At 61.4% G+C, this 19,095-nt stretch carries 17 protein-coding genes and 1 pseudogene; 9 read left to right on the forward strand and 9 right to left on the reverse strand.

The window, feature by feature from the left end; all coding sequences use genetic code 11:
* Positions 1-3: 3 nt before the first annotated feature.
* The 4 genes from JAB6_RS07285 to JAB6_RS07300 all read right to left on the reverse strand — a co-directional run bounded on the left by JAB6_RS07285 (position 4) and on the right by JAB6_RS07300 (position 3,178).
* Positions 4-1,002, reverse strand: coding sequence for a beta-ketoacyl-ACP synthase III (locus JAB6_RS07285; protein WP_034749645.1), 999 nt, complete (start codon positions 1,000-1,002; stop codon positions 4-6).
* A gap of 15 nt (positions 1,003-1,017) precedes the next feature.
* Positions 1,018-2,085: a phosphate acyltransferase PlsX gene (plsX, locus tag JAB6_RS07290; protein ID WP_034749647.1), complete on the reverse strand. Its 1,068-nt coding sequence runs from the start codon at positions 2,083-2,085 to the stop codon at positions 1,018-1,020.
* 210 nt (positions 2,086-2,295) lie between these two features.
* Complete coding sequence (gene rpmF / locus JAB6_RS07295; protein WP_034749653.1) at positions 2,296-2,478, reverse strand: 50S ribosomal protein L32; 183 nt, start codon at positions 2,476-2,478, stop codon at positions 2,296-2,298.
* Positions 2,479-2,680: 202 nt separating this feature from the next.
* Entirely contained in the window at positions 2,681-3,178 is a 498-nt protein-coding gene (locus JAB6_RS07300) for a DUF177 domain-containing protein (RefSeq protein WP_070302036.1), read from the reverse strand.
* Positions 3,179-3,400: 222 nt separating this feature from the next.
* Between JAB6_RS07300 and JAB6_RS07305 the strand changes: the two genes are divergently transcribed.
* Positions 3,401-4,009 (forward strand): Maf-like protein, encoded by a 609-nt coding sequence (locus tag JAB6_RS07305; RefSeq protein WP_070302286.1) that lies wholly within the window; start codon positions 3,401-3,403, stop codon positions 4,007-4,009.
* A 94-nt stretch (positions 4,010-4,103) separates the two neighbouring features.
* Positions 4,104-4,853: an SAM-dependent methyltransferase gene (locus JAB6_RS07310; protein WP_070302037.1), complete on the forward strand. Its 750-nt coding sequence runs from the start codon at positions 4,104-4,106 to the stop codon at positions 4,851-4,853.
* A 186-nt stretch (positions 4,854-5,039) separates the two neighbouring features.
* On the opposite strand, the gene JAB6_RS07315 is transcribed toward JAB6_RS07310, so the two are convergent.
* The gene (locus JAB6_RS07315) at positions 5,040-5,957 is read right to left on the reverse strand and encodes a 23S rRNA (adenine(2030)-N(6))-methyltransferase RlmJ (RefSeq protein WP_070302038.1); all 918 of its coding nucleotides are present in this window, start codon (positions 5,955-5,957) and stop codon (positions 5,040-5,042) included.
* 275 nt (positions 5,958-6,232) lie between these two features.
* On the opposite strand from JAB6_RS07315, the gene JAB6_RS07320 reads away from it, so the two are divergent.
* Positions 6,233-6,661 carry a thioredoxin family protein gene (locus JAB6_RS07320; RefSeq protein ID WP_070302039.1) on the forward strand — a complete coding sequence of 143 codons (429 nt, stop codon included), beginning with the start codon at positions 6,233-6,235 and terminating at the stop codon, positions 6,659-6,661.
* A gap of 6 nt (positions 6,662-6,667) precedes the next feature.
* Here JAB6_RS07320 and JAB6_RS07325 read toward each other — a convergent pair whose 3' ends face one another.
* Together JAB6_RS07325 and JAB6_RS07330 are read right to left on the reverse strand one after the other, a co-directional pair.
* Complete coding sequence (locus JAB6_RS07325) at positions 6,668-8,941, reverse strand: xanthine dehydrogenase family protein molybdopterin-binding subunit (RefSeq protein ID WP_070302040.1); 2,274 nt, start codon at positions 8,939-8,941, stop codon at positions 6,668-6,670.
* 10 nt (positions 8,942-8,951) lie between these two features.
* On the reverse strand, positions 8,952-12,077 hold the full coding sequence (locus JAB6_RS07330; protein WP_070302042.1) for an EAL domain-containing protein: 3,126 nt from the start codon (positions 12,075-12,077) through the stop codon (positions 8,952-8,954).
* A gap of 262 nt (positions 12,078-12,339) precedes the next feature.
* Between JAB6_RS07330 and JAB6_RS07335 the strand changes: the two genes are divergently transcribed.
* Positions 12,340-12,846 (forward strand): DUF1993 family protein, encoded by a 507-nt coding sequence (locus JAB6_RS07335; protein ID WP_034779265.1) that lies wholly within the window; start codon positions 12,340-12,342, stop codon positions 12,844-12,846.
* A gap of 104 nt (positions 12,847-12,950) precedes the next feature.
* Here the strand turns inward: JAB6_RS07335 and JAB6_RS07340 are convergent, their stop codons facing one another.
* Positions 12,951-13,145, reverse strand: a complete 195-nt coding sequence (locus JAB6_RS07340) for a DUF1289 domain-containing protein (protein WP_034749680.1) — start codon at positions 13,143-13,145, stop codon at positions 12,951-12,953.
* Positions 13,145-13,717 (reverse strand): DUF1415 domain-containing protein, encoded by a 573-nt coding sequence (locus JAB6_RS07345; RefSeq protein WP_034749682.1) that lies wholly within the window; start codon positions 13,715-13,717, stop codon positions 13,145-13,147. The genes JAB6_RS07340 and JAB6_RS07345 overlap by 1 nt, the downstream gene beginning before the upstream one ends.
* A 327-nt stretch (positions 13,718-14,044) precedes the next feature.
* Here JAB6_RS07345 and JAB6_RS07350 point away from each other — a divergent pair, with 327 nt between their 5' ends.
* The 5 genes and pseudogenes from JAB6_RS07350 (at position 14,045) to JAB6_RS07370 (ending at position 19,009) form a co-directional block, all read left to right on the forward strand.
* Entirely contained in the window at positions 14,045-15,457 is a 1,413-nt protein-coding gene (locus tag JAB6_RS07350) for a transglycosylase SLT domain-containing protein (RefSeq protein ID WP_034749684.1), read from the forward strand.
* Positions 15,458-15,559: 102 nt separating this feature from the next.
* Positions 15,560-16,348, forward strand: a complete 789-nt coding sequence (gene fabI / locus JAB6_RS07355; RefSeq protein ID WP_034749687.1) for an enoyl-ACP reductase FabI — start codon at positions 15,560-15,562, stop codon at positions 16,346-16,348.
* A 72-nt stretch (positions 16,349-16,420) separates the two neighbouring features.
* A pseudogene (locus tag JAB6_RS07360) lies at positions 16,421-16,696 on the forward strand (hypothetical protein).
* Positions 16,697-16,701: 5 nt separating this feature from the next.
* The gene (locus JAB6_RS07365) at positions 16,702-17,223 is read left to right on the forward strand and encodes an AlpA family transcriptional regulator (RefSeq protein ID WP_070302043.1); all 522 of its coding nucleotides are present in this window, start codon (positions 16,702-16,704) and stop codon (positions 17,221-17,223) included.
* Positions 17,224-17,602: 379 nt separating this feature from the next.
* Positions 17,603-19,009 (forward strand): DEAD/DEAH box helicase, encoded by a 1,407-nt coding sequence (locus JAB6_RS07370; protein WP_035820280.1) that lies wholly within the window; start codon positions 17,603-17,605, stop codon positions 19,007-19,009.
* Positions 19,010-19,095: the final 86 nt, after the last annotated feature.

Here is a 19,095-nt window from a genome sequence, read left to right on the forward strand (position 1 = left end):
CCATCACATCTTTGCCAGCACGGCGCCCCAGGTAAAGCCGCCGCCCACGCCTTCCATCATGACGTTGTCGCCCTTCTTGACCCGGCCATCGCGCACGGCGATATCGAGCGCCAGCGGGATCGAGGCGGCCGAGGTGTTGCCATGCTGGTCGACGGTGACCACCATCTTTTCCAGAGGCAAGCCGAGTTTCTTGGCCGTGCTGTTCATGATGCGGATGTTCGCCTGGTGCGGGATCAGCCAGTCGATCTGGTCCGACGTCATGTTGGCGTGCTCCAGGGCTTCATGCGCGACTTTTTCCAGCACGGACACGGCCAGCTTGAAGACGGCCGGGCCATCCATGTACAGGAAGGCGCTGCCGTCGAGCGCGCCGCCAGCCAGGCTGCCCGGCACGCTGAGGATGTTCGAGTGGCGGCCGTCCGCGTGCAGCTTGGTGGCCAGGATGCCCGGCTCTTTTGACGCCGTCATGACGATAGCGCCGGCGCCGTCGCCGAACAGCACGCAGGTGCCGCGGTCGTCGAAATTGAGGATGCGCGAAAACACTTCGGCACCGATCACCAGCACATTCTTGTGCATGCCCGACTGGATGAAGCTGTCGGCCGTGGCCACCGCATACACGAAACCACTGCAGACGGCTTGCACATCGACGGCGGCGCAGTTGTTCGTGATGCCCAATTTGTTTTGCACGATGCAGGCTGTGCTTGGGAAGCTGCCGAAGAAATCGGGAGTCGAGCTGGCGACGATGATCAGGTCGAGGTCGTTGCCGTTCAGGCCAGCCATTTCCAGGGCCTTCTTGGCCGCTTCCACGCCCAGGTCCGAGGAATTTTGCGTTGGCGCCGCGTAATGGCGCGCCGAGATGCCGCTGCGCGAGACGATCCATTCATCCGACGTCTCGATGCCCTTGGCGGCGAGCTGTTCGGTCAAGTCCTGGTTGGTGACGCGCTTCTCCGGCAAGTAGCTGCCGGTACCGATAATTTTGCTGTAAGTTTTGCTAAAAACAGTCATGCAAGTACCCGTCCACTAAATGGTAGAGCTTGTTGATGTAGGTTCATCCGGAACTGGCGTGCGCGGCATCAGCTCGGCGATCATGCTGGCCAAGTGCGCTTGCACGTCATTTTTTGCCGCATCAAAAGCGCGGCGCAAGGCCCATTCGAACGAATAGGCATCGGCGCTGCCATGGCTCTTGAAGACGAGACCACGCAAGCCCAGCAGGCTAGCGCCGTTGTAACGTGAAGGATTCAAACGGTTGCCGATGGCTTTCAGGGCCCCGCGGGCGATCAGTGCGCCCAGCATGGTGATCGGATTACGCTTGAATTCGGAAGTGAGCACGTCTTTCATGAAGCGCGCCAGACCTTCGATGGCTTTCAGGGTCACATTACCGACAAAACCGTCGCAGACGACGATATCGGTCGTGCCCTTGAAGATATCATTGCCTTCCACGTTGCCGTAGAAGTTCAGCGCGCCACGCTCATGGTCGGCCTGCAGCAGCTTCGAGGTGAGTTTCACCACTTCATTGCCCTTGATATCTTCCGTGCCCACGTTCAGCAAACCAATCGTCGGGCGCTCGATACCTTCCATGGCGGAAACGAGCACGGAACCCATGATGGCGAACTGGTGCAAGTGATGCGGTTCGCAATCGACGTTCGCGCCCAGGTCCAGCATGTAGGTCGGGCCGTTCTTTTGATTCGGCAAGATGCTGCAGATGGCCGGGCGATCGACGCCGGACATGGTTTTCAATACATAGCGAGACACGGCCATCAGGGCTGCCGTATTACCGGCGGAAACGGAGGCTTGCGCCACGCCATTCTTGACCTGTTCGATGGCCACGCGCATGGAGGAATCCTTCTTGCGGCGCAGGGCCACTTCCAGGGGATCGTCCATGGTAACTTGTTCGGAGGCATGCAATACCGACAGGCGCGGATGCGTGTCGGCTTTATGTTTCTTCAGTTCGGCACGAATCACGTCTTCCAATCCAACAAGGATCAGTTCGGCTTCAGGCTCATGTTTTACGAAGGAAATTGCTGCGGGGATAGTGACTGAGGGACCGTGATCTCCGCCCATGCAGTCGATAGAAATTTTGATTGTCATTTGTGTTGATTCAATACCGCTGCGGGCGTGCGGCAAGATGTGAATCGGACTGGAGCATATGCAGGGTGCAGCATGTCATGCACAGGCCTGGACAGCGTGATTCAAAATGACGGGTGTGCAAGATGAATTGCAGCCGATAAAAAAGAAGAAGCGGCGCCACGCCGAATAACCACGCAACACCGCTTTCATCTTACCCAACAAAAACGTCGATTACTCGTCGTTTTTGGTCTTCAACACTTTACGGCCACGATAGAAGCCGTTAGGGCTGATATGGTGACGCATGTGTGTTTCGCCGGTAACTGGCTCGACGCTCAATTGCGGCGCGACCAGGAAGTCGTGCGAACGGTGCATGCCGCGCTTGGAAGGGGTTTTCTTGTTCTGTTGAACTGCCATGATGACTCCTAATACATAAGTTCTAAAATTTTAGCACAATCGATTGGCAAATACATGCGAATCGAGTATCCCAGCGGCAAAGACTACCCGAAAATAGCCCGGACCGACATCGTTTATTACAATTACATTTCACTACACTTGCCATACTCGATTACAACACGCGTTTGACACGTTCTTTGATGGGGAAAACCCCTTTACTACTTTATTCTGGCTTCAAGTCTTTCAGGGCCGCAAACGGCGACTTCTTTTCAGTCTTGAGAGCATCGAGCTGCGCCGTATCGGGGCAGACGTCGTGTTTGGGTACCTGCGGCAGGGCCAGCAAGGCTTCATCTTCGATCAGGGCCGCGGCATCCATGTTGCGGCTGCCGACGATCACGTCGATCGATTCATCGTTGATGATTTCTTCGATCTCGTCCGCGTGCTCGTCATCCTTGCCCAGCATCAGAGTGGTCGTCGAATCAATTGCGTAAGCATACGGAGTCAGGCAGCGCTGGCAAACCAGCTGAACGGTGCCGTTGACCGACAAGGTCAGTTGTGGGTAGCCCAGCTTGCTGGTGCCGCCGACGATTTTCCAGGCGATCTCGCCGGAACTATCTGCACAATCCTTGGTCAACCGGGTCATTTCAGCGACAGGAGTTACACCCTCGCGGCTCCCGCTGATACGACAAAAATCAAAGGTGTCGATCACAAAAGCATTCATTGGTAGAAAATTTCCCCGGAAAACCTGCGATAATAACAGGGTTTTTAGCACGGAGTCAAAGGCTAAGCATCTTTTTTGACGCAATTATTGCCATCAACATGACATTTCATCAACACCGTCATGCCGCATGGAGCCTCAGTTGTGGGCTCTGCGCCCTGGAATTTGCGTGAAATTCCACTGACATCGACCAGCGCGGCCATGCCGGCCGCCATCCACTACCGAATGATACCAACTTCCGCCCCATCGCGCTTGATTCTTGCATCGAGTTCGACCTACCGCAAGGAATTGCTGCAACGCCTGCGCCTGCCCTTCGAGGTGGCCGTGCCCGATCTCGACGAAAGTCCCCTGCCAGGCGAAAGCCCCAGCGCCACGGCCCTGCGCCTGGCCCAGGCCAAGGCGCAAGCCGTGCTCGACCGCTATCCTGACAGCCTCGTCATCGGCTCCGACCAGGTCGCCACACTCGATGGCGCTCAGATCGGCAAGCCCGGCAACCATGCGAATGCCCTGCTGCAGCTGCAAACCATGCGCGGGCGCCAGACCGTGTTCCACACGGCACTGTGCCTGCTCGACGGCCGCCAGAGTCCGCCTGTAGCGCAAGTGGAAGACGTCCAGACCCTCGTCACCGTACGCGACTTGCCCGACGCGGAACTGGACGCCTACCTGCGCATCGAGCAGCCGTACGATTGCGCCGGCAGCGCCAAGAACGAAGGCCTGGGCATCGCCCTGCTCGAACGCATAGCCACCACCGACCCGACCGCCCTGACCGGCTTGCCGCTGATCGCCCTCACGGGCATGCTGCGCAAGGCGGGTGTGGCGTTTTTCACATTTTAATCACCCTGGGGTCAGACCCGACGGGGGAGTGCGTTCCAGTGGAGCGCACTCCGATCCCGAAGGGACTGACCCCGGCCAATACAAAGCTAACAATATGACCGGCACCCTGTACCTGATTCCCAACCACCTCGGCCTGTCCGACGGCGCAAGCGACCCGCTGGGCCACATCATTCCAGAGCAAGTGCGGCAGATCACGTCGCAGCTCGATTATTTCGTTGCGGAAAACGCCAAGACGGCGCGCGCCTTTTTGAAATTGATCGGCAATCAGCATCCGCTGGCCAAGCCGCTGCAGGAAATCACGATTTCCGAACTGAACGTCAATACCCCGGCGCAAGCGCTGGCCGGCTTGCTGGCGCCGCTGCTGGCGGGACGCGACGCGGGCCTCGTGTCGGAAGCAGGCGTGCCCGCCGTGGCCGACCCGGGTGCCGACCTCGTGCGCCTGGCGCATCAGCACGGCATTAAAGTGCGCCCGCTGGTGGGCCCGTCGTCGATCCTGCTGGCCGTGATGGCCAGCGGCTTGAACGGCCAGAGCTTCGCCTTCAACGGCTATCTGCCCACGGACGCGGCCCTGCGCGCCAAGCGCATCAAGGAACTGGAAAGCCGCTCGCGCAATGAAAAGCAGACCCAGCTGTTCATCGAAACGCCGTACCGCAACGCCGCCATGCTGGAAGCGCTCGTGGCGCAATGCGCGCCATCGACGCTGATCTGCGTCGCCACCGACCTGAGCCTGGACACGGAAAGCGTGCAGACGTGGAATGGCGGACAGTGGAAAAAACAATTAGCCGCCGGCAAGGCGCCCGACTTCCACAAGAAACCGACCGTGTTCCTGTTGCTGGGACAGTAAACGACAAACGCCACGGAAATATTTGCCGTGGCGTTTGCTTTGCTTTGCTTCACTACGATAGTCACGACAACTGACAAAACCGTAGCGAGCGGAAGGGAGAGGTGGCTAAGAAGCGCAACCGCACTCTAGTACGGTGAGCATCGCAGGCCGCCTATACCGACGCGCAGTAGGTTTGGTCAGGTGTCTTCAGACGCGACGGGTGCCCGTGTTCTTCTGTCCGCCCTTGCCCGTTTCCAATACAAACTTCGCACCTTCGTCGCGGCCCAGCACCTTGACCAGGTACGGCATGACTTCGCGCAACATCGGCTCCAGGGTATACGGAGGGTTCAGGATGAACATACCGCTGCTGTGCAAGCCGAAACCGTCCGGCGACGGGGTGTTGACCGTCAGGGTCACGTGCAGCCAGTCCGAGCTGGGAAGCTGCTTGAGCTTGTCGGCGAACTGGCGCGATTCCATGCGCTGCAGCACCGGGTACCAGACGGCATACATGCCGGATGGGAAGCGCACGAGGGCGTCGGCCAGGGTATCCTTGACCTTGCGGTAATCCATCTTGTCTTCATACGGCGGGTCGATCAGCACGAGCGCGCGGCGCGATGGCGGCGGCAGCAGGGCTTTCAGGCTCTGGAAGCCGTCGGCCTTGGTGATGAGCACGCGCTTGCCGCGCACGGTCGGACGCTCACCCTGGGCCAGCGCATGCGCCTCGACCTTGCGGAAGTTGTCGGCCAGAATCTTTGCATCGGCTGGATGCAGCTCGAACAGGCGCAGACGGTCTTGCTCGCGGCTGACCTTGTCGGCGCAGTACGGCGAACCCGGGTAGTAGCGCATCTTGCCGCTCGGATTCATTTCCTTGATCAGCTTCATGTACTCGGCCAGCGAGGCCGGCAGGTCCGTGCGGTCCCACAGGGGCGCGATGCCCGTTTCGTATTCGGCGTTTTTCGAGGCATAACCGCCGTCGAGCGCATACACGCCTGCGCCGGAGTGGGTATCGATATAACTATAGGCGGTATCTTTTTGATTCAGATATTGCAACAACTGAATCTGCACATAATGCTTCAACACATCGGCGTGATTACCCGCGTGAAAGGCGTGGCGGTAACTCAACATAAGCTGGCTAATTCCATAATAAAAATAAATAAAGGCGGGAGCGCTGACACCGGGCAGGGCATGAAAACAGACTGGAGGGGTCAGGCTGCGGGGCCAGGAAACAGCATGGACCAGCGTAATCAGCGCGCAATTACCAGCATTATCCACCAGAAAGGTGTATTGCATCAAAAAACACGGCTAAACAAGCCCATGCATTCCCGGGACTGGCATCGCCGGGCGCGGTAGAATACGCGCATCGGGCGCCCGCGCCCATCCGCCTACTAATAGAAACGACCATGCACAGCCTGACCCTCACGACCGATAACCGCGCCGACGTCGCAGCAACCCTGGCCGGCCCGCGCTGGACGGTGGCCTGCCTGTGTGCGCTGTGGTGCGGCACCTGCGGCAGCTACCGCGCCACGTTCGAGGAACTGGCCGCGCGCCACCCGGACACCGTCTTCGTCTGGATCGACATCGAGGACCAGGCCGACGTGGTGGGCGACCTCGACATCGACAACTTCCCCACCCTGCTGATACAGCGCGAAGACAACGTGGCCTTCTTCGGCACCGTGCTGCCCGACGGCGGCCTGGCGCACCGCATGGTGCAGGCGCAGCAGGCGCTCAGCGCCGAGGAACTGGCCGCGCTGGCCGGCAGCACGCAGGAACGGCGCGACTGGCAGCGCGACTGCAATCTGCGCCAGATGCTGGCCACCACCCTGGCCTGATCCACATCAAGCCAGGCGCAGCGGCAGGCTGCGCAGCCTTTTCCCCGTCAGACTGAACACGGCGTTGGCCACGGCCGGCGCAATCGGCGGCGTGCCCGGTTCGCCCACGCCTTCCGGATGCTCGGCGCTGGCGATGATGATGGTTTCCACCTCGGGCGTCTGCCCCATGCGCAGCACGGGATAGTCGTGGAAGTTGCCCTGCTCGACCCTCCCCTCCTTGAACGTGATCTCGCCGCCCAGCGCCGCCGACAGGCCGAACAGCACGGCCGACTCCATCTGCTGGGCGATGATGTTCGGATTGACGGCAATGCCACAATCGATGGCGCACACGACGCGCTGCACGCGGATTTCTCCGTTTTCCACCGACACCTGCGCCACTTGCGCGACGATGCTGCCGAACGACTGGTGCAAGGCCACGCCATGCGCATGGCCGGGCGGAGGACTGCCCGCCCTGGCGACGGCCGCATCGAGCACGGCCAAATGGCGCGGATGCCGCACCAGCATGGCGCGGCGGAAGGCGATACCATCCTGCCCTGCCGCATGCGCCAGCTCGTCGATAAAGCTTTCCTTGAAGAACGCGTTGTGCGAATGCCCGACCGAGCGCCAGTAGCCGACCGGCACGGCACTGTCGGCGATCACGTGGGCGATGCGCTGGTTGGCGATTTCATACGGCATGTCGAATTCGCCTTCGGCCGTCGTCTTGTCCGGCCCCGCGCCGGGCAAGCCGAAATTGCGCTGCAGGTATTGATGCGTGATGGAGCCGCTGACGGATTTATTGTCCCAGGAAGCGATGCGGCCATGCTCGTCGAGGCGAGCCGCAAAGCGGGCCAGCGCGGCGGGACGGTACATATCGTGCTTTGTGTCCTGTTCGCGCGTCCACACCAGCTGCACGGGCGCGCCATCGCACTGCAGCGCGATGGCCACGGCTTGCGCGACCATATCCACTTCCAGGCGGCGGCCGAAACCGCCACCGAGCAGCAGCACCTCGATGCTGACATCCTTCGCATCGACGCCGGCCACTTTCGCCGCCACGTCGATGGCGATGCCGGGTGCCTGCGTCGAGGCCCACAGCATCACCTTGCCATTTTTCACCTGCGCGGTGCAGTTGACGGGCTCCATGGCGGCATGCGCGAGAAACGGTGCGCGGTACTCGGCGCTAACCTGCCGCATGCCCTGCACGGCTTTACTTTCCACCTCGCCGCTGGCGTGATAGGCATAACCGGCTTCGCTGTCCAACAGGCGGGCAAATTCCGCGTAGACGTCGGCGCTGGACAAGTTCGCTTGCGGGCCAGCCTTCCACTGCGTCGGCAAGGCGGCCGCCGCCTGCTTCGCGCGCCACCAGGTGTCGGCCACCACGGCCGCGCACGAGACGCTGCGCTGCGCCAGCTGCGGCGTCAGGTCCAGCACTTTTTTCACGCCGGGCATGGCGAGTATGGGCGCCGCGTCGAACGCGGACAGGCTATCACCCAGGCGCGGCGGCAGATGCAGGGCCGCGTACAGCATGCCGGGCGGACGCGCATCGATGCCGAAACGCGCGCTGCCATTGACTTTCGACGGCGTATCGCGGCGCGGCGCCGGCTGGCCGATCAGTTTGAAATCCTTGGGCGACTTCAGCACGGGCGTACCCGGATCGATAACGGCGGCGCGCTGCGCCAGGCTGGCGTAGCTGGCGCGCCGGCCGTCCGGATGCAGCACTTCACCGTCCTGCGTGCGACACTGCGCGGCCGGCACCTGCCACAACGCGGCGGCGGCGCCTACCAGCATGGCGCGCGCCGACGCGCCCGCCTCGCGCATGGGGCCCCAGCCATCTTTCACGCTCGACGAACCGCCCGTGACGATCACGCCCAGCTCGCGCGCCGCCTTGGCGACCGTCCACTGCGCCAGCGCCTTCAAGCGCCCCTGGTCGTCCGGATGGAAAGGCAGGCTGTCCTTGAGCATGGCGACATTGCCGAAGATTTTATCGTTCGGCGCCTGTATCAGTTTGACGCTGGCCAGCGGCACGTCGAGTTCCTCAGCCACCAGCATCGGCAAGGCCGTGTGCACGCCCTGCCCCATCTCGCTGCGCGGCATGGCCAGGGTCACCGTGCCATCCGTGCCGATGGCCAGCCAGCCGTTGAGGGCCACGGCGCCATCCTGGAGTGGCAGCGGCGCGCTGCCATGCAGGCGCTGGCGCGGCGGCAGCACGCCCCAGCCCAGCACCAGGGCACCCACGCCGGCCACGCCGAGGCCAAGGCCGCCGAGCAGGAAACGGCGGCGCGACGGGGAGGAGTGTGCGGCCATGGGCTGTCCTTTATAGTAGTGAGTGATCGATCCAGCGCTCCAGCATATCCTGTGCCAGCACCGGACGGCTATAAAAATAACCTTGCGCCAGCTTGCAGCCATGGCGCAGCAGGAAAGCGGCCTGCTCTTCCGTCTCCACGCCTTCGGCAATCACGGACAAATGCATGCTCTTGCCCAGCTGGATGATGGCAATCGCAATCGCCTCGTCGTTGACGTCCGTCGAAATATCCTTGATGAAGGAGCGGTCGATCTTCAAGGTCTGCACGGGCAGCTGTTTCAGATACGCGAGCGAGGAATAGCCGGTGCCGAAATCGTCGATGGCCAGGCCCACGCCGATGGCGTGCAAGTCGTTGATGAAACCGAGGGCGTCGCCCGTGTTCATGATGACGGATTCCGTCACTTCCAGCTGCAGGCGCTGCGGCTCGAGGCCCGTTTCCTTCAATATGGCGGCCACCATGCCGGCGATGCTGCCCCGCTCGAACTGTTTTACGGACAGGTTGACGGCCATCTTCGGCACGTGCAAGCCCTGCGCCTGCCAGCGCATCATCTGGCGGCACGCTTCGTCGAGCACCCATTTGCCCAGCTGGTTGATGAAACCGCTGTCCTCGGCCAGCGGGATGAAGCGCGCCGGCGGCACCAGGCCCAGTTCCGGGTGGTTCCAGCGCACCAGCGCCTCGACGCCGACCAGGCGGCCCGTGTCGATTTCCACCTGCGGCTGGTAATTGAGGAACATCTCGTTCTTCTCGATCGAGCGGCGCAGGAAGGTTTCCAGGCGCAGCCGCTCGACACCCTCACCCGTCATCGACGGCGCATAGAAGCGGTAGCCATTGCGCCCGCGCGCCTTGGCCTGGTACATGGCCACGTCGGCATTGCGGATCAACATGTTCAAGTCCAGCGCATCGTCCGGATACAGGCTGATGCCCACGCTGCAGGTGACGAACAGTTCGTGGCCGGCCACCGTGAACGGCTGGTCGAACATGGTCATCAGTTTTTCCGCCACCTGCGTGGCGCCATACTCGCCGTCGATGCGTTCGAGCAGGACGATGAATTCGTCGCCACCCAGGCGCGCCAGGGTATCGCCTTCGCGCAGGCGGGCCGCCAGCTGGCCGGCCACTTTTTGCAGCAATTCGTCGCCCACATGGTGGCCCAGGGTGTCGTTGACGTTCTTGAAGCGGTCCAGGTCGATGAACAGCACGGCCAGCTGCTCCTGGTCGCGCGCGGCGCGCAGCAGCGCGTGCTGCAGGCGGTCATGGAACAGCAGCCGGTTCGGCAGCGCCGTCAGCGGATCGTGGTGGGCCATGTGATCGAGCTTTTCCTGCGATTCCTTGATCAGGGTGATGTCGCTGAACACGCCCACGTAATGGGTGGTGACGGCACGCGTGTCGCGCACGGCGCTGATGGTCAGCCATTCCAGGTACACCTCGCCGTTCTTGCGCCGGTTCCAGATCTCGCCGCGCCAGAAACCCGAGACGGCCAGTTCATCCCACAAGAACTGGTAAAACGCGGCGTCGTGCCGCTCGGAACGCGTCAGCGACGCATGCTGCCCCAGCGCCTCGGCTTCAGCGTAACCGGTGATCTGCGTGAACGCGGGATTGACGGTGACGATGATGCCATCGGCGTCGACCACCATCACGCCGTCGGCGATGTGTTCGAGCACGGTGGCCGATAAACGCAGTTTCTCCTCGGCTTCCTTGCGCGCCGTGATATCGGCATACACCCAGATACTGCCTTCGTTGGGGCGCAGCGGATCGAGCGCGCAGCCGCTCACCAGCGCCCAGAACAGGCTGCCGTCGCGGCGTTTGTACTGGCGCTCCTCGCTGAAATCGCCACCCGCGGCCAGGGCCGGATACTGGCGCTCGCCCGCCTCTTCGAAGTCATACGAACTGGTAAACACGATGGCGGTGGAACTGCCCGTCATTTCGGCATGACCGTAGCCGAACAGTTCCTCGCAGCGGCGGTTGACGGAAATGATGCGGCGGTGGCGCACGAACATCACGCCGAACATGACGTTGTCGAGGATGGCGCTCTGCTCCGTCAGCAGCGCTTCGATGCGCATCTCGTGGTGCTTGCGCTGGCTGATGTCGGCGATGATGCCGTCGATCCAGATGACGCCCTGCTCGCCCACCTGCGGCTGGCCATTCTCGGCCACCCAGCGCTCGATGCCGAAAGCGTCGACGATGCGGTATTCCAGCGCATACGGCCGCTCGTCGAGCACGGCCTGGCCGACGGCGCGGCGATGCTCGCGGCGGTCTTCCGGGCAGATCAGGTCGGCCCAGGCATGCGTGGTGCCGCGCATGAACTGACGCGCCGAATAGCCGGAAATGTCTTCGATGGCATCGCTGACGAAATCGATGGGCCCATCGGGCCGGTAGCGGAAGACGGCGCCCGGCACCTGCGTGACGATGGTGCGGAAACGCTCTTCGCGCTGGCCCACATCCTCGAACAGCTGGCCGATGGCCGCGCGCATTTGCTCGAGCTGGGCCGTCAGGCGACCCAGTTCGTCATTGCTGTGCGAAGCCAGCGGCGTGTCGAAATCGCCGTGCGACAGGCGGTCGGAAAAACGCGTCAGGCGGCGCAGGGGTTTGAGCAGGCGGCGGTTCAGGAACAGCACGATCAGCGCCATCGACACGGCCAGTTGCGCGCCCAGCACGAAAATATACGACATCTGCTTTTCGCGCAGTTCCTGCTGGCTGCGCGCGTCGTCCATCTCGACGACGACGTGGCCGATGCGTTCGCCGCGCACGAGGATGTCGCGCTCGGCGCGGTACAGATTGCCCACGGGCCGCTGCGGCGCCTGCAGGCTGATGAATTCCGTGTCGCCCTGCCCCAGCACCTTCACCAGCAGCACGGAACGGTCGCGCATCACCGACTCGACCAGCGAGTGGGCCGATTCCGCATTCATGTTCCACAGCGACTCCTGCATGCCCAGCGCCAGGATATCGACATTACGCTGCAAGGCCTCGTTCAGGCTGGTGCGCGCCGATTGGCGTTCATGCACGCCGACGAGCACATAGCTGCCGAAGATGGCGGGCACGACAAGGCCGCCAAATACCACCAGCAGCAGGGCGCCATAGATCGACGAACCGTACAGCACACGCAGGCTGGCGCGCAGGCGCTGGTAAGGTGAATTAAACATGCGGCAACAGGGCAACAGGGATCAGGCGGGCGATCATTGAACTTTACAGGGGAAGTCGGGTGGTCAGGCGGGAAGAAACTTTTTTCAGGAGCAATTATGCATGGAAAAAGCGGGGTAAGTCACCAATAAACACGCGCCAGCGGCAACCTCATGTCATATAAACAGGGTTGAAAAACCACACGCTGACCGGCGCGCCCTGCCGGCGCCAGCAGAAAAACGCTTAGCTTGCTATCATCGCGCCACTTTACCTAGAGGAACCACCATGACCTTCTCCATCTACTCCGCTTCGATCCCCGTCTTCAAACAGATCCTGGGCAGCCTGGCCGCTATCCTGGACAAGGCGGAAACGCACGCGCAAGACAAGAAAATCGACCCGAACGCCCTGCTGCAATTCCGCTTGTTCCCGGACATGCTGCCGTTCGTGCGCCAGATCCAGATCGCCACCGACTTCGCCAAGGGCTGCGGCGCGCGCCTGGCCGGCGTGGCCGTGCCACCGTATGAAGACAGCGAGCAGAGCTTTGCCGAACTGAAAGCGCGCATCGTCAAAACCATCGCTTTCCTGGAAAGCCTGCCGCAAGCGGACATCGACGGCAGCGAAACGCGCGCCATCACCACCGGCAGCGGCGAAAAGACCAAACACTTCACGGGCCAGACCTATCTATTCCACTACGCGCTGCCGCACTTCTTCTTCCACGCGACGACGGCGTACGACATCCTGCGCCATAACGGTATTGAAGTCGGCAAGAAAGACTTCATCGGCAGCTATTGATCCTTAGCTGTGAAAATGGGGGCAGTTCCTTCGGAATCGGAATGCTTCCCATTGGGAAGCATTCCCCCGTCGGGTCTGACCCCAGCAGTTGCAGTTGGGTTAAATCAGGTATTCCGGCGCGGATACCCTTGCGCCAGAATGCGCACCCACACCACTTCCTTCTCTTCATCCGTCATCGACACCCAGTGGGCCACTTCCACCACGGTGCGGCCGCAGCCGCGGCAGATTTCATCGAAAGTCGTCGAGCACACGGCCACGCAGGGCGTGTCTGGACGCGGCGGCAATTCCTTGTCAGCCATCAGGATACCTTCGGCAGGCCGAGCTTTTCCCAGCCTTCGGTGCCCAGCGCTTCCAGGGTGGCGATATTCTTGTCGAAGATGTCCGACGCTTCCGGGAACGCCTCGACGGCGCGCTCGATGCTGTCTTCGCGCAGCAGGTGCAGGGTCGGGTACGGCGAGCGGTTCGTGTAGTTGCTGATATCGTCCTCGAACGTTTCGGCAAACTGGTAGTTCGGGTGGAAGCTGGCCACTTGCAACTCGCCGGCCAGGTGCATGTCTTCCACGGCCGCATCGGCCACGTCGAGAAACTCGTTGTAGTCGAGGAAATCGTTCAGAGTGTACGGGTGGATCAGCAGGGTCGTGTCGATCTGCTCGGGATCCGTGTCGGCCAGGGTTTGCAGCTCATCCATCAGCATCGCCAGCAGATCCTCGGGATTGCTCGATTCGCACACCACATAGCGGATCTGCTTCTTGACGTGCACGGCCTTGGCAAACGGGCACAGGTTCAGGCCGATCACGGCCTTTTCCAACCAGGCAACAGTATTGGCGATGATGACGGCGTTGTCGTCGTCGTGGCGCGGCGGGGTGTTCATATACTTGACTCTCTATCAATAAAGCGGCCGACGGCTGAATGGCCGGCCAAAGCCAAATTGTACGCACTTTTGCGCAGCCTCATACCGGACGGCCGCCAGGCTTGCGCCATGACCCTGGCCATATATGCTATAACAGCGGCCGAATCGCACATCTGGCAAATTAAATTTGTAATAATTACATTATTAGCGACTGGAAACATCGCTATTGACGCCTATGTGCTGTCATCATGCTGACATAATTCTTGACTCCGGCATGTGGATATACGTACACTCGCAGCTTAATCATGGGTCTGTCCGATGTTTCTCCGACGACAACAATGGAACACTATGCACGAAAACTCCTTTAAATCTACCGTCCTGGCGGCGTTGGCCCTGGCGCTTGCGCCCGCCCTCAGCCAGGCGTACGAAGCCGGTGTTGAGAGCGATAACGCGCCAGTCGCCGCCACCACGCCCGCCCTGATCCCGATGACCGCCCAGGTCACGGCGAAACTCCCCACCCTCGACAACCGCCTGCAAAAGACCGATCGTCTGCTGAAAAACCTCAGCGACAATTCCGATCCGCTGCGCGAAGCCGACGTCTGGGGCCGCATCCGCAGCGGCTATGCGATTCCCGACATCAACAACCAGCTGGTAGCGAATCATGTCAACTGGTACGCCACCCGCCCCGACTACATCGCCCGCACGACGGCGCGCGCCTCGCGCTACATTTTCCACGTGGTGCAGGAACTGGAAAAACGCGGCATGCCGACGGAACTGGCATTGCTGCCGTTCATCGAGTCCGCCTTCAACCCGCAAGCGTTCTCGAGCGCCAATGCGGCCGGCATGTGGCAATTCGTGCCCGCCACGGGGCGCGATTTCAACCTCAAGCAAAACATGTTCAAGGACGAGCGCCGCGGCGTGCTGGCCTCGACCGATGCGGCCCTCACGTACTTGCAACGCCTGTATGACATGTTTGGCGACTGGCAACTGGCCCTGGCCGCCTACAACTGGGGCGAAGGCTCGGTGCAGCGCGCCATCAAGAAAAACCAGGCGCTGGGCAAGCCGACCGACTTCGAAAGCCTGGCCGACCTGATGCCGGCCGAAACACGCAACTACGTGCCGAAATTGCAAGCGGTGAAAAACATCATCGCCAATCCGGCCCAGTTCGGCCTGACCCTGCCCGTGGTCGACAACCAGCCCTACTTCACGGCCATCGACAAGACCAGCGACATCGACATCACCGTCGCCGCCCAGCTGGCCGAACTGTCGATGGATGAATTCAAGGCCTTGAATCCGCAATTTAACCGCCCCGTCATCATCGGTGGCGAAAAGACGAAGATTCTGCTGCCGCAGGAAAACGCCGCCAAGTTCACCACCAACCTGGCGCAATGGGGCCATGCCTTGTCGAGCTGGACCACGCACAAGATCACCAATGCGCGCGAACGCATCGAAACGCTGGCGTCGAAATTCGGCACCACGGCCGACGTGCTGCGCCAGGCCAACAATATTCCCCAGCGCACGCGTTTGCGCGCCGGCTCCACCATCCTCGTGCCGAAAACCTCGGCCACGATGAACAGCGACATCACCCAGGAAATCGCCGACAGCGCCACCATGCTGCTGGAAGCGGACCGTCCTGAACGGGTCGCCAAGGCCGTGCGCCGCGTCACCAAGGGCGGCAAGGTGCAAGCGGCGCCAATTTCCTTGGTGAAACCACGCATCCAGCGCGGCGGCGGTAACAGCCGAGCCAAGGCCCGTCACTGATCGCCTGATCCGTATAGATCCACCTCACCGGCCGCCACAGCTTTGCTGTCGCGGCCGGTTGCACATCCGCTTACCCGCCCACCTACCCAGACAGGAGTCGTCATGGCTTTCTTGCAAGGCAAAAAAATCCTCATCACGGGCTTGCTGTCGAACCGCTCCATCGCCTATGGCATCGCCAAGGCTTGCCACCGCGAAGGCGCCGCCCTCGCCTTCACGTATGTGGGCGAACGCTTCAAGGAGCGCATCACGGAATTTGCGGCGGAATTCGGCAGCGAACTGGTATTCGACTGCGACGTGTCCAGCGATGAACAGATCAGCGCCGTCTTCAGCGATCTGGCGCGCCACTGGGATCAGTTGGACGGCCTGGTGCACGCCATCGGCTTCGCGCCGCGCGAGGCGATCGCCGGCGACTTCCTCGACGGCCTGTCGCGCGACAGCTTCCGCATCGCGCACGACATTTCCGCCTACAGTTTTCCCGCCATGGCCAAGGCCGCCCTGCCCCTGCTGCATCCGGGCGCGTCACTCCTGACCCTGACTTACCTGGGCGCCGTACGTGCCGTACCCTACTACAACACCATGGGCCTGGCCAAGGCGTCGCTGGAAGCCTCCGTGCGCTACCTGGCCGAATCGCTGGGTCCGCGCGGCATCCGCGCCAACGGCATTTCCGCCGGCCCCATCAAGACCCTGGCCGCTTCGGGCATCAAGGATTTCAGTAAACTGCTGGGATTTGTGGCCGAACACGCCCCGCTGCGGCGCAATGTCACCATCGAAGAGGTCGGCAACACGGCCGCCTTTCTGCTGTCCGACCTGGCCTCGGGCATCACGGGCGAGATTACCTATGTCGATGGCGGCTTTTCGCAAGTGATGGCTGTCAATCCCGAAGTAGAGTGATGCGGTGATGGCCGATATTTTGTGGTTGTCATTTGACAACCTCGAAATATCGACCTACATTGGAGGCATCGCATGGCGCGCTCCTCGCATCCCAGGAAAGAAATCGAAGCGGCGCTGCGCCACGCGGAAAGCCAGGGCTGGCGAGTGGAAGTGGGCGGCAGCCATGCCTGGGGCAAAATGTCGCCCCTACAATGACGACGGCTGCCGCTGTGGAGAGGTTGCATCGCCTGCATCTGGAGCACGCCGAAAAACCCGGGCAACTACGCGCGGGCGATCCGCCGGGTGGTCGACAATTGCACTTTCAACAAACTGATGCACGACTGCATGCAACGCAAATCCAGAGGATAACCATCATGGATTACATCTTCACTCTCAAGTACCGCCTGCCCGACCACGAACACGACCTCGACGCGCTGGCCGGGCGCCTGGGCAGTGGCGGTTGCGACGACGCCCTGGTCGGCATCGGTCAAGCGGGACGCCTGGCACTGGAATTCACGCGCGAGGCCAGCAATGCCAGGGAGGCGCTGCTCAGCGCCCTGGCCGACGTCAAGGCCATCGTGCCCGAGGCCGTGCTGGTCGAGGCCTCGCCCGACTTCGTGGGCCTGACCGACGTGGCGCAAGTGCTGGGCCTGTCCCGGCAAAACCTGCACAAGCTGATGAGCAAATACCGCCACAGCTTCCCCGTGCCCGTGCATGAAGGCAGCGCCACCATCTGGCACCTGGACGACGTACTGGCGTGGCTGCACGCAAAGGGAACGTATCAGCTGGAACGCAGCCTGGTCGAACTGGCGCAGGTCACCCGGCAAATCAATCTGGCCAGGGAAACGCGACAGGCGCCGCCGCTGCCCGCCGACATCGTGGCCATGCTCAACTGAACGGGCGAAAACTGCGTATTCCTACTGATTTCACATAGGAAACATGCGCAAAACGTGGTAGGACTTTCGTTTCTTCCCATTTAGCCCGTGCAAAACGGCGTCAAATACGGTATAGTGTCGTTGTGCGCTGCAATATGTTCCCTTGAAGCGATGGCAACACCGCAGTCATGCACTACAAACTTAGCAGCTTCGCAAGCCTTAGCGCATCCACAGGATGCCGCTTATAAAGCCCTCCCGCCTTGTGTGTCGCACCTGACACCGTCCCGGCGCAAAGCTTTTGTGCCGAAATTTCTTTCTAGTTGAGTCATTTCGTTTTGGTTGGCGTTGCTATTTTGCGTTCTGCTTTTTGCAAGAACGCTGATTTTTACGAAAGAAAAGAATGACATTTGAATCCTTAGGCCTGCATCCGTCCATCATCGCCGCACTGACCGAATCGGGCTACACCGCGCCAACCGCGGTACAGTCGCAAGCGATTCCAGCCGCGATCGAAGGCCGTGACCTGCTGGTCTCGTCGCAGACCGGTTCGGGCAAGACCGCAGCTTTCATGCTGCCGTCGCTGCACAAACTGGCCAGCGCCGAACAAAGCGCCGCCGGCAAGACGCCAAACCAGGAAATGCAAGCATCGCGCGCCCGCGGCGAGCGTCCACGTTTCAAGGCTGCCCAGCCAAAAATGCTGGTGCTGACGCCAACGCGCGAACTGGCCCTGCAAGTAACCACCAACACCGACAAGTACAGCACCGGCATCCGCCGCATCAAGGCTGTGTCGATTCTGGGCGGTATGCCTTACCCTAAACAGATGCAATTGCTGGCCAAGAATCCTGAGATTCTGGTCGCCACCCCTGGCCGTCTGATCGACCACATGGACTCGGGCAAGATCGACTTCTCGCAACTGGAAATCCTGGTGCTGGACGAAGCCGACCGCATGCTGGACATGGGTTTCATCGACGACATCGAAAAAATCGTGGAAGCGACGCCAGAAGGCCGTCAAACCATGCTGTTCTCGGCAACCTTGGACGGCGTCGTGGGCAACATGGCCCGCCGCATCACGAAGAACCCACTGGTCATCCAAGTGGCAAGCTCGAGCAACAAGCATGAAAACATCACCCAGCGCGTCCACTTCGTCGACGATCTGTCGCACAAGAATCGCCTGCTGGACCACCTGCTGCGCGACGAATCGCTGGACCAGGCTGTTGTGTTCACCGCCACCAAGCGTGACGCCGACACCATCGCCGACCGTCTGAACATCGCAGGCTTCTCGGCTGCCGCTTTGCACGGCGACATGCATCAGGGCGCGCGTAACCGCACCCTGGACGGCATGCGCCGCGGCCAGGTCAAAGTGCTGGTTGCCACCGACGTTGCCGCCCGCGGTATCGACGTGCCAACGATCACCCACGTGTTCAACTACGATCTGCCGAAGTTCCCTGAAGACTACGTCCACCGCATCGGCCGTACCGGCCGCGCTGGCCGTAATGGCCTGGCCATCTCGCTGGTGAACCACGCTGAAGGCATGAACGTCAAGCGCATCGAACGCTTTACCAAGCAATTGATCCCGGTCAATGTCATCGAAGGTTTCGAACCGAAGAAAACGGCATCGGCACCACGTTCGAGCGCCCGTCCAGGCGGCTGGAAACCAGGCGACAACCGTGGCGGCGCGAAGCCAGGCCAACGCACGTTCAGCAAGCCAGGCGCACCACGCAAAGACGGCGCACCTAGCACCGGCGGCGGCTACAAGGGTTCCAACCCGCGCAGCACCGATGGCGCACGCCGCAGCTACGGCGACCGTTAATCACGGCGCCATGCCGCCAGCCGGCGGCAAGCAATAAAAAACGGCCACCAGATCGCTCTGGTGGCCGTTTTTTCATGTCCGCTGCC

The organism is Janthinobacterium sp. HH104, from assembly GCF_001758715.1.
Classification (GTDB): domain Bacteria; phylum Pseudomonadota; class Gammaproteobacteria; order Burkholderiales; family Burkholderiaceae_D; genus Janthinobacterium; species Janthinobacterium aestuarii.